We start from the raw sequence: 14385 nt of genomic DNA, 5'->3' as shown, positions 1-14385 counted from the left end.
CGCATACGCGCCGATGATGATTCCATCGGCATCCGTTGAAGGGAAACGTCATGTACTCGAACATTCTGGTCGCGCTCGACGGCAGCGATACGTCGTCCCGCGCACTCGACGCCGCGCTGAACCTCGCGGCGGAGACGGGTGCGCGGCTGACCCCGGTCTACGTCGTCGACTTCCTGGTGCCGGCCTACGACACGTACGGATACGATCCGTCGATCCTGATCGATGCATTTCGCGAGGAAGGACTGCGTGTCACGGAGGATGCGGCACGCCGCATGAAAGCGCGCGACGTGGCCGGCACGTCGCAGATCTACAACGTCGCGCCGGCCGGCGAAGACGTTGCGCACCGGATCGTCGGTCTCGCCGGCGAGACCGGCGCCGACCTGATCGTGATGGGCACGCATGGCCGGCGCGGTTTCCGGCGCCTGTTCCTCGGCAGCGTCGCCGAGCGCGTGCTGCGTCAGGCCACGTGCCCGGTCCTGATGATACCGGCAAGCTGCGCCGCGCAGGCGCCCGCCGAAACCACCGTGGCATCAACCGAAAAGGAGCCGTCATGAGCTACAAGACCCTGCTCGTCCATCTCGACGACAGCGAGCGCTGTGCGACGCGCGTCGACCTCGCGCTCGAACTCGCGGGACGCTGGAACGCCCATCTGATCGGCCTCTACGTGGTCTGCCAGGACCTCCTCGAGCCGTTGCGGCGGCCGGACGAACCGCTGAAGCTGGCCGTCTACGAACGCCTGTGCGAACAGCGGCGCAAGGAAGCGGAAGAAAAATTCCTGAGCGCCGCCGAACGCGCCGGACGCAGCGTCGAATGGCGGGCGCCGACCGGCAACGCGACAGAGGCCGCGGTCCTGCACGCGCGCCACGCCGATCTGCTGGTGCTCGGCCAGGAAAACCCCGACGACCGCCTGACCTACGTCGCACGTCACTTCGTCGAGGACGTCGTGATGGGCAGCGGACGCCCGGCGCTCGTCGTGCCGTACGCGGGCGACGTGCGCACGCTCGGCGAGAACGTGCTGATCGGCTGGGACGGCGGGCGCGAAGCCGCCCGCGCGATGGCCGACGCGCTGCCGCTGCTCGCCCGCGCGCGTTTCGTCAACGTCGAGACGGTCGCCCGCGGGCAACCCGATCCGGACAAGACGCCGGCAGGCGTCGACGTCGCCGCGTATCTCGAACGGCACGGCATTCGCGCGTCGTTCTCGAGCACGCCGCGCGAACGGCCTGTGAGCGTGGGCGCGACGCTGCTGAACCGGGTGACCGACCTGCATGCGGATCTGCTGGTGATGGGCCTGTACAGCCATGCGCGCATGCATGAACGCGTGCTGGGCGGCGCGACGCGCACGATCCTCGAAACGATGACGGTGCCGGTCCTGCTGTCTCACTGAGCGAACGAAAACGGGGCAGCCGCTCGCGGCTGCCCTCGTCCCGTCACGACCGTCACAACATGCCGGCACACGCGCCCGGCCCCTCCCGGACGACCAGCACCGGCCGGTCCGCGATACGCACCAGCGATTCGGCGACGCTGCCGAGCAACGCGCGGCGCACGCCGCGCCGGCCATGCGTGCCCATCACGATCAGGTCCGCGTCGCATTCGGCGGCGGCACGCGCCAGCACGTCCGATACGTTCTCTCCACACGCGTCGATCGTTTGCGCGATGCCGCGTACACCCGACAACCGGAACGCGGTTTCCGCATCCGCGAGCGCGATCGCGGCCTTGTCCGCATCCAGTCCGGCCGGGTCGCGCCGGTCGATATAACCGCTGTCGACGTCGGCCAGCCGCGGCCCATCCGACACCACGCACATGGCGATCACCAGACTGCCCGACTCGCGGGCGAGCGAGATCGCCTCGTCGAGCGCGAGGCGCGCGCCACGGCTGCCGTCGAGTGCCGCAAAGATCCTTTGGTACATGACGCCTCCCAATTGTCGTCAGGGGTCGACCGGTTCGTGAAACCAGTCTGATCCTCGCAGGCGGCGCTCCGTTGACGCGGGTCAAACACGCGCGGCGCCGCCCCCTTGCGCATCGGTCCCGATTGGCGAACGTCGGCAAAACGCGCACAATTCCGTGCGATATCGCAGTTGCGTCCCGCTCCGCCTTTCGTGCCCCCCGTCCGGCCCGCCGCCAGCCAGCCGTCGACGAAATCCGTCAGGATGAACGGCAATGACAGTGAATGCGCCTCCCCCCCAGGCCGGACCGGCTTCGCACCGGATTCGGCCCGCCCGATATGCAGCCGCGGCCGCGCTGCTGACGCTGGCGCTTGGCCTGGCTGCAACGTTCGCGGCATCCCGCGTACTGCAGAACGGGGCGCAGCACGCCGCCCAGGCGAGGTTCGCGCAAACCGCGACACTCGCGACGGCCGACCTCCGGCGCAGCCTCCTCGGTGCGGCTGCCGTATTGCGCGGCGCGCGCGGCTTCGCGTCGACCCTGCCCGCGCCGCAATCCGGAGCGGCGTGGCGCCGCTATCTCGCGAGCCTGAATCTGGACGAATTGCAGTCGCCGGTCCGCAGCCTCGGAAGAATCGAGCCGAGCGCGGCGGAGGACGATCAGGCGACCCGGCAGGCGCTGCAGCGCGCGGCGGAAACCGGCAAGGTCGCGCTCGCCGCGAACGCGATCCAGGACGCCACCGATGCCGCGCTCGCGCGGACGGAGCTGACGCTGTACCTGCCGATTTATGCGAACGCTGAAAACCTCGCTTCGTCCGGGACGCGGCACGCCACGGCGACCGGATACGTTTATGCCGCGCTGAATCCGGCTCGTCTCGTCGATTCGTCCGTGCTCGATCGGCTGCGCGTGGAAATCATGGCCGACAATCCGGCCGCGCCGGTGTATGCGGGCGGCTTCGGCGCCGGCGACTCGAACGCGGCCGGCGACTCGAGCGCCGCCGGCGACCTGTTCCGGCGCACCGATTCCGTGACGTTCGGCGGCACGCCGCTCGCGCTGCGCTACAGCGCGCCGCGCGCCGACACGTCCGGTCCGACGACGGCCGTCCTGCTGGCCGGCACCGTGCTCTCGCTGACGCTGGCCGCGCTCGTGCGGCAGGTCGTCGCGAAACGCGCGCCGGCCCCCGCCGGCGACAGCCAACCCACCGAGGCGCGGATGATGGGCATCATCCGGTCGTCGATGGAGGCCGTCATCACCGTCGACGAGAGTCAGACGATCGTGATCTTCAACCCGGCCGCCGAACACGTGTTCGGCGTCAGCGCGATGGAGGCGATCGGCGCGCCGCTGTCCCGCTTCATCCCCGAGCGCTTTCGCGCCGCGCATGCGCGACACGTCGAGCAGTTCGGCGTGACGGGCGTGTCGGAGCGCCAGATGGGGCGGCAACGCGTGCTGTTCGGCTTGCGCGCCGACGGCACCGAGTTTCCGATCGAGGCGTCGATCTCGCAGATTCGCGACGGCACCGGCAAGCTGTACACGGTCATGCTGCGCGACGTGACCGAGCGGGTGCGCGCGGAAAATGCGCTCAAGCGGTCGCGCGAGGAACTGCGCGAGCTGTCCGCCAACCTGCAGAACGTGCGGGAGGAAGAGAAAACGCGGATCGCGCGCGAATTGCACGACGACCTCGGCCAGCAACTCACCGCGCTCAAGATGGATCTGTCGGCCGTCGAGCTGGGGCTCGCGGGCATCGTCGCCCCCAACACCGGCGTGCGCGAGCAGCTGAGCGGCATGCACCGCCTGATCGATTCGATCGTTGCGTCGGTCCGGCGCATCGCGGCCGATCTGCGGCCGGTGATGCTCGACGACCTCGGCCTCGTTCCGGCGATCGAATGGCTTGCAAACGATTTCACGCGCCGCTACAGGATCACGGTCGAGCGGGACATCGCCCCCGTCGATACCGCGTTCACCGGCGCCGGTGCGACGACGCTGTTCCGCATCGTGCAGGAGGCGCTGACCAACGTCGCGCGACACTCGGACGCGACGAACGTGACGCTGGCATTGAAAGTGGAAGACGGTTATTGCATGCTGCGCATCGCGGACAACGGTCACGGCGCGCCGGAGCACGCCCGCAACGAGCAGGATCGCCCGTCGTTCGGCCTGATCGGGATCCGCGAGCGCGCGCACATGCTCGACGGGACGGTGACGATCGACAACCGGCCGGGTGCGGGATTCACGATCACCGTGGCGCTGCCGCTTCACGCCATCCAGCAAGGAGATGTGCTGTCATGATCAGGGTACTCATCGCCGACGACCACGCACTCGTCAGGGACGGTCTTCGGCACATCCTGCAGAGCGCGAGCGGTTTCGAGGTCGTCGGCGAAGCGCAGGACAGTGCCTCGACGATCGCGCTCATGCGCGACACGGATGCCAGCGTGCTGGTGCTCGACCTGTCGATGCCCGGCCGCAACGGTGTCGAACTCATCAAGCAGATCAAGGACGAGAAGCCGGGATTGCATATCCTCGTGCTGACGATGCATGCCGAACAGCAGTACGCGGTGCGCGCATTCCGCGCGGGCGCCTCGGGCTACATGACCAAGGAAAGCGCCAGCGCCGAACTGGTCGCCGCGTTGACCAAGATCGCGGCCGGCGGCGTCTACGTCAGCCTGACCATGGCCGAGCAGTTCGCGCAGAGCCTGAACGAGCCGACCGATCTCCTGCCGCACCAGCGCCTGTCCGACCGCGAATTCGACGTGTTCCGGCGCGTCACCACCGGCGAGTCGATTTCCGAGATCGCGCAGGCGCTCTGCGTCAGCGTCAAGACCGTCAGCACGTACAAGACGCGGATCCTCGAGAAGATGCAGATGCCGAACGACACGGCACTCGTGCGCTACGCGATGCGCCACAAGCTGTTCGAGGACCCGGACGAACTCTGACGGCGGCATCGGGCGCGGGCGGCCCCCGCCCGGCTGTCCCGACGGCATCGGTGACGGCGGCCGGGCCCGCGCGGGCCGCGCCCCGCCCTTCATCAGCGTCCCGCACCCGCCCGCGACGCTCGCGACAAGTTGCCGCGCCCCTGTAGGAAACCTCCTACAAGACTTCCATCTCACCTACTGCAACTTCAATTCCGGCTGATTTTCTTGACGTTGCGCAACATCCATACTGCACATCAAGAAAAACGCACAAACGTGCCTCCCGGAGCCCAAGGCAGCATCATCGACGAGACCGGTGTATCGGTCTCCCGGCGCGCCCGGTGGGGCTTTCCCGACAGGAAGGCGGCAGAGACCAAAGCCGCCGGTACAACGGCCAGCGCGACCCCGCCCGACGGCGAGCCGCCGCTGCCCCCGAACTGGAGCCGATCATGCACAGCAGTGCCGAAGTCTCGACGACCATGCCGTTACGCCCGTTCATCCCGCTGCATCCCGTCGAACCGACGGATCAGCCCAAGCGCGCCGCGTCCCGCTGTTCGACGTGCGCATTGCGTACCGTCTGCATGCCGTCCGATCTGTCGCCCGACGATTTCGCGCGCGTCGACGCGATGATCTGCACGACGCGCCACGTCAAGCGCGGTGAAACGCTGTTTCGCGCGGGCGATGCGTTCAACAGCATCTACGCAGTGAGAACCGGGTCGTTCAAGACCATCGTGATGCATCGCGACGGCGACGAGCAGATCACCGGCTTCCAGATCGTCGGCGAGTCGCTCGGGCTCGACGGCGTGTACACCGGGCACCACAACGGCGACGCGATCGCGCTCGAGGACAGCACGGTCTGCATCATCCCGTTCGGCCAGCTCGAGCAGATGTGCCGCGAAGTGCGGCCGATGCAGCACCACGTGTACCAGATGATGGGCGGCGAGATCGTGCGCGAATCCTCGCAGATGCTGCTGCTCGGCACGATGAGCGCCGAACAGCGGGTGGCCGCGTTCCTGCTGAACCTTTCCGCGCGCTTCAAGGCACGCGGCTACTCGGCCGCGGAATTCGTGCTGCGGATGACGCGCGACGAGATCGGCGAATATCTCGGCATGAAGCTCGAAACGGTCAGCCGCATGCTGTCGAAGTTCCAGCACAAGGGGCTCGTCGCGGCGCAAGGCAAGCAGATCCGGATCGTCGATTCGGAAGGCCTGCGGCAAATCTGAGCGCGCCGCGGCGCCGTCGGGCAGGTCAACCGCGCATGCCCAGCACGGCGGCGCCCGATACGCGCCCGCCGCGCAGGTCGTCGAGTGCGCGGTTCGCGTCGGTCAGCGCATAGCGCACCGCCTCGACCCGCAGCGGCATCGCGGCCGCGATCCGCATGAATTCGACCGCGTCCGCACGCGTCAGGTTGGCCACCGATGCGATGCGGCGCTCGCCCCACAGCCACGCGTACGGAAAGCCCGGGATGTCGCTCATGTGAATGCCGCCGCACACGACGATCCCACCCTTGTCGAGCGCGCGCAGCGCGGCCGGCACCAGCGCCCCCACCGGCGCGAAGATCAGCGCGGCATCGAGCGGCTCCGGCGGCGCTTCGTCGCTGCCGCCCGCCCACGCCGCACCCAGCGACAGCGCGAGCTGCTGCGCGGCCGTGTCGCCGGGCTTCGTCAGCGCGAACACCTCGCGTCCTTCGCAATGCGCGACCTGCGCGACGAGATGGGCCGCCGCACCGAAGCCGTAGATGCCGATGCGGCGCGCGTCGCCCGCCATGCGCAGGGTGCGATAACCGATCAGGCCCGCGCACAGGAGCGGCGCGGCTTCCAGATCGGAATAGCGTTGCGGCAGATGCACGCAATAGCGGTGATCGGCGACCACGCGCTCGGCGTAGCCGCCGTCGATCGTATAGCCGGTGAATCCGGGGCTGTCGCACAGATTCTCGCGGCCGGACCTGCAATACGCGCAATGCCCGCACGTCGAGCCCAGCCACGGCACGCCCACCCGGTCGCCGACGGCGAAGCCCGTCGCGCCTTCGCCCAGCCTGCGCACCGTCCCGACGATTTCGTGACCCGGAATCAGCGGCAGCTTCGGGTGCGCGAGGTCGCCGTCGACGACGTGGAGATCGGTCCGGCAGACGCCGCATGCGTGTACGTCGATCAGCAGCTGGCCCGCCGCGGGCGACGGCTCCGGCACGCGCGCTTCGCGCAAATGCGGGGTCGTGCCGTCAAACATCATCGCAAGCATGCTCGCCTCCCTGCGCGACCGGTTTCGCGCGCTTCGCTTTCCAGGCTAGTCGTCCGCCACCGCGTGCGTTTGCCCCGATGACAGGCGCTTGACGTGGGTCAACGGCCGCCGGACGGTTGCTGACACGATGAAGTGGCGAAACGCCGCCCGCGCGGCAACCTGGAGATGATCGATGATATCCGTTCCCCCGCTTGCCGCAAGCGCCCATCCCGACCAGCAGCTGAGGGAGCTGCTGGGCTACGCGGTGCTGGCGCCGTCCAGTCACAATTCCCAGCCGTGGCGCTTCCTGGTCAACGGCGCCACGATTTCCGTGTGCGCGGACCGCGTCCGCGCGTTGCCGGTGGTCGATCCGTTCGATCGCGAGCTGATCATCAGCTGCGGCGCGGCGTTGCTCAACCTGCGGGTCGCGCTCGATCACGCCGGGCTCGCCCACACGATCACCACGTTTCCTTCCGAAGTCGACCCCGATCTCCTTGCGGTGGTCCGGGTCTGCGACGACGGCTATTCCGATGCGTCCCTCGGCGCGCTGTTCGATGCGATTCCTGACCGCGTCACGACGCGCGCCCCCTTCGAATCGACGGCCGTGCCGGACGAGATCCAGCAAGAGTTGATCGCGGCCGGCGTCGCGGAAGGCGCCGACGTCGCGTGCGTCGACGCGCTCGCGCACCGTGCGCGCGTGGCCGAACTGGTTGCCGAGGCCGACCGCCAGCAGTTCTCGGACCCGCGCTTCCGGCGCGAGCTGGCGAGCTGGATCGACCCGCGCCGGCACGTGGACGGCATGCCGGCATTCGCGGCCGGCGTGCCGACGTTGCTGGACTTCGCCGCGCCCGTCGTGACGATGGCGGTACGGACCTTCGATCTCGGCGACGGGCTGGCCGCGCTGCATCACCAGCTCGTCGGCGCGTCGCCGTTGATCGTGTGCATCGCGACCGTGCGCGACGATCGCGAAGCGTGGCTCGCCGCCGGGCAGGCGCTCGAGCGGATCCTGCTCGTCGCGACGCGCGCCGGTTATACCGCGTCGTACCTGAACCAGCCGATCGAGACGGCCGGGTTGCGCGCCCACCTGCGCCACATGCTCGGGCTGCGCGGCGAGCCGCAGTTGCTGCTGCGCGTCGGGCGCGGCCCGCATACGCCGCATTCGCCGCGTCGCCCGCTCGACGAAGTGATCTCCTTCTCCTGATCTCGACAAGGAAACGAACATGAGCATCATGCGTTGCGCCGCCCTCTGCGCGATTGCGCTGATAGCCGGCACGGCCGCCGCGCAGACGACCGTGCCCGAGCCGACCGAACTCGTCAACGCGCAGCACTGCATGTTCTGCCATACGCCCGACATGACGTTCCTCGGGCCGTCGTTTCACGAGATCGCCGAGCGCTATCGCGGCGATCCGCATGCCGCTGCGCAGCTGGAACGCAAGCTGCGCGTCGGCGGCCGTGTGCATTGGGGCGACACGCCGATGCCGTCCGCCATCGATCGCGGCGGCCCGCTGTCTCGCGACGACGCGCATCGGCTCGTGCAATGGGTGTTGAGCCAGTGACCGTCGCGGGGCGCTTCCGTTCATGTCGACCCTCGTCAAACGCGCGCCCGCCGGCATGACACGCGGCCACGCACGCCGCCGCCCCGCCCCCGCCGCGACGATCGCGAAGATGCGCGGCAAACGGCTACGCGCGAGGCCCGATGCCGTCGTCGGCAAGGACGCCACCCCGCGCATCCCGCGCCGCGCGCGGCGCGTCGTCCCATCCCCGAACCGCGCCTCGGCCGAAGCGGACGCGACCCTTCTGCGGGGTTCCGGCATGCGCGGCATCCGGCTGCAACTCGATTACTGGAAAGCCGAGGAGCGCCTGCAGAACGAACGGATCGGCCATGCGGTCGTGATCTACGGCAGCACGCGTATCGTCGCGCCGTCGGTCGCGAAGGCGCGGCTGGACGAAGCGAATCGCCTGCTCGCGGAGCGTCCGTACGACGCGAGCCGGCGGCGCGCCGTCACGATCGCCAGCCGGCTCGTCGAATACAGCGTGTATTACCGCGTCGCGCGCGCGTTCGGGCGCATCGTCGCCCATGCCGACCGGTGCACGCGCACCGCGCGGCTCGCGATCGTCACCGGCGGCGGCCCCGGCATCATGGAGGCCGCCAACCGCGGGGCGTACGAGCGCGGCGCGCCGAGCATCGGCTTCAATATCGAGCTGCCGCGTGAACAGGCGCCCAATCCGTACATCACGCGGGCGCTCTGCTTCCGGTTCCACTATTTCGCGATCCGCAAGCTGCACCTGCTCGAGCGCGCGAAAGCGGCGGTCTTCTTCCCCGGCGGCTACGGCACGTTCGACGAGCTGTTCGAAGTGCTGACCCTGCTGCAGACGCGCAAGATCGCGCCGCTGCCGGTCGTCCTCGTCGGCGAGGCGTACTGGCGCCGCGCGGTCGACCTGGCGTTTCTCGCGGACGAAGGGATGATCGACCGCCGCGACCTGGAACTGTTCACGTATTGCGAATCCGCCGAGGCGATCTGGGACGCGATAGGCAGCTGGTATGCGCGGCGTCGCGAACGCGCGCCGGCACGCTGCAACGGGTCTTCGAAGCCACGCGCCGTGTAGGAATCCGCCGACGAGACGGGTGCGATTCCTACCTCGACTTCGGGGCACGCTGATTGAATCGGGGGCGCGCGGCAACGATACTGAAATCACGGATACCGGCCGACCGGCAAGCCGATCGCACAACAACCAGGAGAGCCGTCATGTCACACGCCGACTATCGTTCCGATTCGGGGATGCGGGCCGCCGCATCCGACACGTCCGACGCATCCGGCACGGCCGCGCTCGACACGCTGGCACTCGTCGCGCTCGCCCGGGACGCCGGCATGCTGGTGACACTCGACGGACAGATCGGGCGCGAGCGCTACGAAAGCGTGACGGGATCGATCGCCACACTGGCCCGCTTCGCCCAGGCGCTGCAGCTTTCCGCGCTCAAGGTGGAGTGATACCCGGCGTCGTGGCGTCGCGCCTCGGTATCGGTCGCCGGTGCGACGGCCCCCGTCGCTGCGCGGCTGCGCGCAGCGCGCGACGTGACCGACGCCTTCGTCGACCCGCCCCGCCCACCGGTTCAGACCGTGAAGGTATTCGACTTCTTCATCTCGATCCACGTCATCCCGGCGCGCAGCGCGTCGATCGCGGCTTCGCGCTCGGTCGCATGCGTCCTGCAGTGCGCGAACGTCCGCTCGCACGTGCCGTCCGGCGATTCGAGCGTGACGTGGATCCGGCAGCGGAAGCCGCCCGTTTCGGCCGCGACCGTCTCGATCGCGACCGACCAGTCCGTTTCGTGAAGTTCGCCTGAAAGTGTCATCCGGCCACCCTCCTGGATCGCCGCGGATCGCGCCTGCGCCTGCCGGACTTACTCGACCACCAGGTCGTCGACGACGGCACGCACGCCGCGCGCCGACCACGCGGCACCGCGCACGGCCTTGCGCTCGGAGAACGAGCCGACCTTGCCGGATAGCCGCACGGTGCCGTCGTGCACGTCGATCGCGATATGCTTCGCCTCGCGCTCCGCGTGACGCATGATCGCGCGCTTGATGTTCCCGCCGATGTCGTCCGCACCGACCGTCCCCTGTACCGCGATGTGGTCGGTCACGCCCGTCACGCTGCGCATCTGCGAGATCGCGCGCACGGCCAGATGGCTCTGGTATGCCCAGTCGACCTTGCCGGACAACGTGATCCAGCCGCGCTCGACCTGCACCTTGACCGCGTCGTCATGCAGCCCGACCGTCCAGTGCAGCACCGATCGCACCGCTTTCGCGATGTCCTCGTCGGTGCGCACGTCGTCGTCCGGCAGATGCACGGTCATGTCGACGACGAGCGCCTTGACACCGGCCACGCGGTTCGCCGCGCGCTCGATCGCCAGCTTCTCCGCGTAGCTCGGCGGGTGCCCCGAAAGCGTCACGATCCGGTCGGTCACCTCGACGCCGATGCGTGTCGAATCGATCGACGGGTCGGACTCCAGTTCGTCCTGGACATCCTGCTTCAACTGCTTGTCGGTTTTCATCGTCTGCTCTCCTGTGAGCCGCGGCGTGCCTGTCCGCCGCACGTAGCCAGATTTGCACACGTGCGGCGCCCGATCGCTGATGCAGGTCAACGTATGCCGCGCGCCGCACGTCGTGGCCGGCGGGTGCGCCGCTTGACGGAAGTCAAGCCGCTACGGCCCGGCCGTCTTATCGTGAAATCGCCGAGGCGCGACGTTCCAGGCACGCGCAATCACGCTTCAAGGAGACTCGCATGACCGAACAGCAGCTGTTGGCCTATTCGCCGGCGCCCGTGATGCAGCCGGCATCGCCCGAGGGCGAGTCGCCGGCGATCGTCGACCTGCCGCGCCCGATGCTCGACAGCGACGTGCCGCTGATGGCGGCGCTCGCGACCCGAATGAGCTCCCGCGAATTCGCCGCCACACCGCTCCCGCCGATGACGCTCGGCACGATGCTGTGGGCGGCCGACGGCATCAACCGCCCGGCGAGCGGCGGTCGTACGGCACCGTCCGCGCACGCATTCAATGAAATCGACATCTACGTCGCGCTGCCTTACGGCGTCTATCGCTACGATGCGCCCGCGCATCGGCTCGTGCTGAAACACGCGGTCGATGCGCGCAACCTCACGGGCTATCAGGACTTCGTCGGCCGCGCGCCGCTGGATCTCGTCTACGTCGTCCGGACGGCCGCGATACTCGACATGCCGCCGCAGCAGCGCGACGTGTTCTCGGCGATCGCGGCCGGCGCCATCGCACAGAACGTCTCGCTGTACTGCGCGGCGGCCGGCCTCGGAACGGTCGTGCGCGGCTGGATCAATCACCGCACGCTCGCCGACGCGTTGCGGCTGAACGAGGACGAGCTGCCGATCCTCGCGCAGACGGTCGGCTACCGGCCCGGCAGTACGCCATCGCATGCGTGAGGGCAGATTCGGTCGCACCAACGAAGCGGCGCGCGGATCGCTCCGCGCGCCGGATCCACCCGATGGGCGACGCGTGCCCGCATCGCCCGTTGCCCGTCGTCCGATCAGCTGATCGTGAGTTTCTTCTGCCCGACCGGCGCCTTCTTCGGCAGCGTCAGCGACAGCACGCCATCCTGATACGTCGCCGTCGCGCTGGCATCGTCGATGTCGCCCGACAGCGAGAACGAGCGGCTGATCGCACCGCTGTAGCGCTCGCGACGGATCACGCGCTCGCCGTCCTTCTGCTCGTTGTTGCGCTCGACCTTCGCATGGATCGATACGGTATTGCCCGTCACCTGGACGTCGATATCGTCCTTGGCGACGCCGGGCAGCTCCGCGTTGACGGTATACGCCTTGTCGTTTTCGGTGACGTCGATCTTCATCGATGCAAGATCGGGCTGGTCTGCCAGCGCCATGCCGCGCAGCGGCCTGAACAGCCCCTGGAACAGGTCGGATACGGGTTCGATCGAAAACGGATCGTAACGCGTCATGTTGCTCATGGTTCGTACTCCTGATGCGGTGACATACGGCCGGCGCTCTCGTCCCGACAGCAGCGGCCGCAATGAAGATCGGAGGGCGCGACAGCACATGCCGCGCATGGGACGAATGATCTTTCGAAATCCAGCGTACCCTCCCGCCCCGGCACGCGCTTGATGCGCGTCAAGGGCGGCGGCCGATTACGTACAGAAGCGGAAATAGCCGCTGTGAAGCAGGATCGGCCGTCCGCCGATTTCTTCGAGCAGGCAGCGGGCAGCGCGCTCGATGGCGGGACGATGGCGCGCAAAGGCGTCGACGAGATCCTGCTCGCGAGGCGACACCGCGCGGAAGTGATCTTCCAGCGCGGCCGAGGTGATCGCGCAGCGCACGCGGCGGCCTTCGACGAGTGCCGGAAAGCTCAGCGCGGAATCAAGGTCGCAATACGTCGGATGTTCGGAAGGAAACGATATCTGCATGATGATCACCTGTGCAGCTAGCACACTGGCCGACAGCAACACTAGGCCGCCACAACCGTCGCGGGCGCGGCATCCTCACCGCGCACGAGCAGGACCGGGCAACTCGATGCGCGGAGGAAAGTTTCGGCGACGCTGCCGAGTACCAGCCGCCGGACCCCGCGCCGACCGTGCGTGCCGATCACGGCCAGATCGATCGAATGATCGACGACGTAGCGCTGCAGGCGCGCCGCGACGTCCTCGCCGAAATCGGTCTCGATGATGTCCGTCTCGCCGTTGACTGCCGCGCGCGAGATCGTCCGGTCGGCGTCTCGCAGGATCGCGGCGCCGTGGCTACGGATCTCGTCGAGCAAGGCTTCCGGCTCCATGCGGCCGCCGTAGGCGAACAGCGTGGACTTGTCGACGGCGAACACGGCGAACAGGCGGGCGCCGCACAACCCGGCCATCCTGAGACCTTCTTCGAGCGCCCGATGCGCCGAAGGACTGCCGTCCGTGGCGACCATGATATTCGTGTACATGCGAACCTCGCTGATGAACCGACGCGCCGGCGGCGTTCGGATTCGCTTCCATCATCGGTGCTCGCCGCGAGCAGGCGTTGACCGAGGTCAACGGTTTGTAGCCGTTGCGAAACCGGCACGAGAAGAAACTGGCGGCCGCTGGCCGGCATCCGGCCGACCGGGAGGCGAGGCGCCGCATTGCCGAGGACCGACGGCATCCGCCGCTAGCCCGGCGGGTTTTCGTCCGACCGGAAGCCTTGCTCGATTTCAAGGATCTTCCTGGCGCACGCATCGTATTGCCATCCCGGGCCGCCGTTGCTGTCATACATGCCCTTGCACATCGCCTTGAGCCGGATCACCGAGACACCGCCACCCGATTCCGCGCGCGACGCCCAGAGATAGACTTCTCCGGCCACATACGGTTGCGCCGTCTCGATCCGGTCCGCACTGAATCGCGTGATTCGGGTCGACGAATGATCCTGGACGTAGCGCCGCGTGCGGCTCCACGCCCGGTCGCACTCGGACGGCGTCGAACACTGCAGCGAGGCGGCCTGACGCATTGCAAGCAGTCGTGTTTCCATCGTCCTGAATGTCCCGGTTCGCTCCGCCCCGGCACACGCACCCAGCGCGAGGAGCACACTCATCGCCAATGCCCGTCGTTTCATCGTCAATGCCTCGTCCGGCCATGAATTCCGCATACGGTCACGCACCGCTTTGCGCGGGCGCTGGAACCGACTGTATTGCCGCCCCGGCGAATGCGGTTGACCTGCGTCAAGCGCCCTCTCGCGCGGCTGGCTTGACTGGCATCAACCCGGAAAGCGCCGTGGTCGGTTGCAATAGGGTTCGTCGAGTCGGCAGTTCCCGGCCTGCCAGCCGGATCAGGCGACATCGGGCAGACGAGAGCGTGCGTGCCCGTTTCGAATCCATCCCGCCGGGTGCGGCAACGCGTAC

At 68.3% G+C, this 14385-nt stretch carries 18 protein-coding genes; 10 read left to right on the top strand and 8 right to left on the bottom strand.

Annotated features, from left to right (window positions below; all coding sequences use genetic code 11):
• Nucleotides 1–50 precede the first annotated feature (50 nt).
• Together DIE16_RS04670 and DIE16_RS04665 are read left to right on the top strand one after the other, a co-directional pair.
• Entirely contained in the window at nt 51–554 is a 504-nt protein-coding gene (locus tag DIE16_RS04670) for a universal stress protein (RefSeq protein WP_124891904.1), read from the top strand.
• A complete protein-coding gene (locus tag DIE16_RS04665) occupies nt 551–1384 on the top strand; it encodes a universal stress protein (protein ID WP_124519778.1) in 834 nt (277 codons plus the stop codon). The genes DIE16_RS04670 and DIE16_RS04665 overlap by 4 nt, the downstream gene beginning before the upstream one ends.
• Before the next feature lie 52 nt (nt 1385–1436).
• On the opposite strand, the gene DIE16_RS04660 is transcribed toward DIE16_RS04665, so the two are convergent.
• On the bottom strand, nt 1437–1907 hold the full coding sequence (locus DIE16_RS04660; RefSeq protein WP_124519777.1) for a universal stress protein: 471 nt from the start codon (nt 1905–1907) through the stop codon (nt 1437–1439).
• 250 nt (nt 1908–2157) lie between these two features.
• Between DIE16_RS04660 and DIE16_RS04655 the strand changes: the two genes are divergently transcribed.
• The 3 genes from DIE16_RS04655 (at nt 2158) to fnr (ending at nt 6007) form a co-directional block, all read left to right on the top strand.
• Nucleotides 2158–4164: a PAS domain S-box protein gene (locus DIE16_RS04655; protein ID WP_124891903.1), complete on the top strand. Its 2007-nt coding sequence runs from the start codon at nt 2158–2160 to the stop codon at nt 4162–4164.
• Nucleotides 4161–4808 carry a response regulator transcription factor gene (locus DIE16_RS04650; RefSeq protein WP_124519775.1) on the top strand — a complete coding sequence of 216 codons (648 nt, stop codon included), beginning with the start codon at nt 4161–4163 and terminating at the stop codon, nt 4806–4808. Before DIE16_RS04655 ends, DIE16_RS04650 begins: the two co-directional genes overlap by 4 nt.
• Nucleotides 4809–5233: 425 nt before the next feature.
• Nucleotides 5234–6007: a fumarate/nitrate reduction transcriptional regulator Fnr gene (fnr, locus tag DIE16_RS04645; RefSeq protein WP_124519774.1), complete on the top strand. Its 774-nt coding sequence runs from the start codon at nt 5234–5236 to the stop codon at nt 6005–6007.
• Nucleotides 6008–6032: 25 nt separating this feature from the next.
• Here fnr and DIE16_RS04640 read toward each other — a convergent pair whose 3' ends face one another.
• Nucleotides 6033–7022: a zinc-dependent alcohol dehydrogenase family protein gene (locus DIE16_RS04640; RefSeq protein WP_124528575.1), complete on the bottom strand. Its 990-nt coding sequence runs from the start codon at nt 7020–7022 to the stop codon at nt 6033–6035.
• 172 nt (nt 7023–7194) lie between these two features.
• On the opposite strand from DIE16_RS04640, the gene DIE16_RS04635 reads away from it, so the two are divergent.
• The 4 genes from DIE16_RS04635 (at nt 7195) to DIE16_RS04620 (ending at nt 9991) form a co-directional block, all read left to right on the top strand.
• On the top strand, nt 7195–8202 hold the full coding sequence (locus tag DIE16_RS04635; RefSeq protein ID WP_124891902.1) for an Acg family FMN-binding oxidoreductase: 1008 nt from the start codon (nt 7195–7197) through the stop codon (nt 8200–8202).
• 19 nt (nt 8203–8221) lie between these two features.
• Nucleotides 8222–8557 (top strand): c-type cytochrome, encoded by a 336-nt coding sequence (locus DIE16_RS04630; protein WP_124521041.1) that lies wholly within the window; start codon nt 8222–8224, stop codon nt 8555–8557.
• Between the two features lie 22 nt (nt 8558–8579).
• Entirely contained in the window at nt 8580–9608 is a 1029-nt protein-coding gene (locus DIE16_RS04625; protein WP_124519770.1) for an LOG family protein, read from the top strand.
• A 140-nt stretch (nt 9609–9748) separates the two neighbouring features.
• Nucleotides 9749–9991 (top strand): hypothetical protein, encoded by a 243-nt coding sequence (locus DIE16_RS04620; protein WP_124519769.1) that lies wholly within the window; start codon nt 9749–9751, stop codon nt 9989–9991.
• Between the two features lie 122 nt (nt 9992–10113).
• Here DIE16_RS04620 and DIE16_RS04615 read toward each other — a convergent pair whose 3' ends face one another.
• The gene (locus DIE16_RS04615) at nt 10114–10353 is read right to left on the bottom strand and encodes a hypothetical protein (protein ID WP_124891901.1); all 240 of its coding nucleotides are present in this window, start codon (nt 10351–10353) and stop codon (nt 10114–10116) included.
• Between the two features lie 48 nt (nt 10354–10401).
• On the bottom strand, nt 10402–11052 hold the full coding sequence (locus tag DIE16_RS04610) for a BON domain-containing protein (protein WP_059452433.1): 651 nt from the start codon (nt 11050–11052) through the stop codon (nt 10402–10404).
• Between the two features lie 230 nt (nt 11053–11282).
• Between DIE16_RS04610 and DIE16_RS04605 the strand changes: the two genes are divergently transcribed.
• Nucleotides 11283–11948, top strand: coding sequence for a nitroreductase family protein (locus DIE16_RS04605; protein ID WP_124528579.1), 666 nt, complete (start codon nt 11283–11285; stop codon nt 11946–11948).
• Nucleotides 11949–12052: 104 nt separating this feature from the next.
• Here DIE16_RS04605 and DIE16_RS04600 read toward each other — a convergent pair whose 3' ends face one another.
• The 4 genes from DIE16_RS04600 to DIE16_RS04585 all read right to left on the bottom strand — a co-directional run bounded on the left by DIE16_RS04600 (nt 12053) and on the right by DIE16_RS04585 (nt 14099).
• Nucleotides 12053–12487, bottom strand: a complete 435-nt coding sequence (locus DIE16_RS04600) for an Hsp20/alpha crystallin family protein (RefSeq protein ID WP_124519766.1) — start codon at nt 12485–12487, stop codon at nt 12053–12055.
• A gap of 177 nt (nt 12488–12664) precedes the next feature.
• A complete protein-coding gene (locus tag DIE16_RS04595) occupies nt 12665–12940 on the bottom strand; it encodes a DUF1488 domain-containing protein (RefSeq protein WP_124891951.1) in 276 nt (91 codons plus the stop codon).
• A gap of 41 nt (nt 12941–12981) precedes the next feature.
• Nucleotides 12982–13455, bottom strand: coding sequence for a universal stress protein (locus DIE16_RS04590; protein ID WP_124519764.1), 474 nt, complete (start codon nt 13453–13455; stop codon nt 12982–12984).
• Between the two features lie 203 nt (nt 13456–13658).
• Nucleotides 13659–14099 carry a hypothetical protein gene (locus tag DIE16_RS04585; protein ID WP_124519763.1) on the bottom strand — a complete coding sequence of 147 codons (441 nt, stop codon included), beginning with the start codon at nt 14097–14099 and terminating at the stop codon, nt 13659–13661.
• Nucleotides 14100–14385: the final 286 nt, after the last annotated feature.

It is taken from the genome of Burkholderia sp. Bp9090 (assembly GCF_003857985.1).
Lineage (GTDB): Bacteria > Pseudomonadota > Gammaproteobacteria > Burkholderiales > Burkholderiaceae > Burkholderia.
The sequence above is the reverse complement of the archived record's forward strand: the minus strand, read 5'-3'. Positions and strand labels throughout refer to the sequence as shown.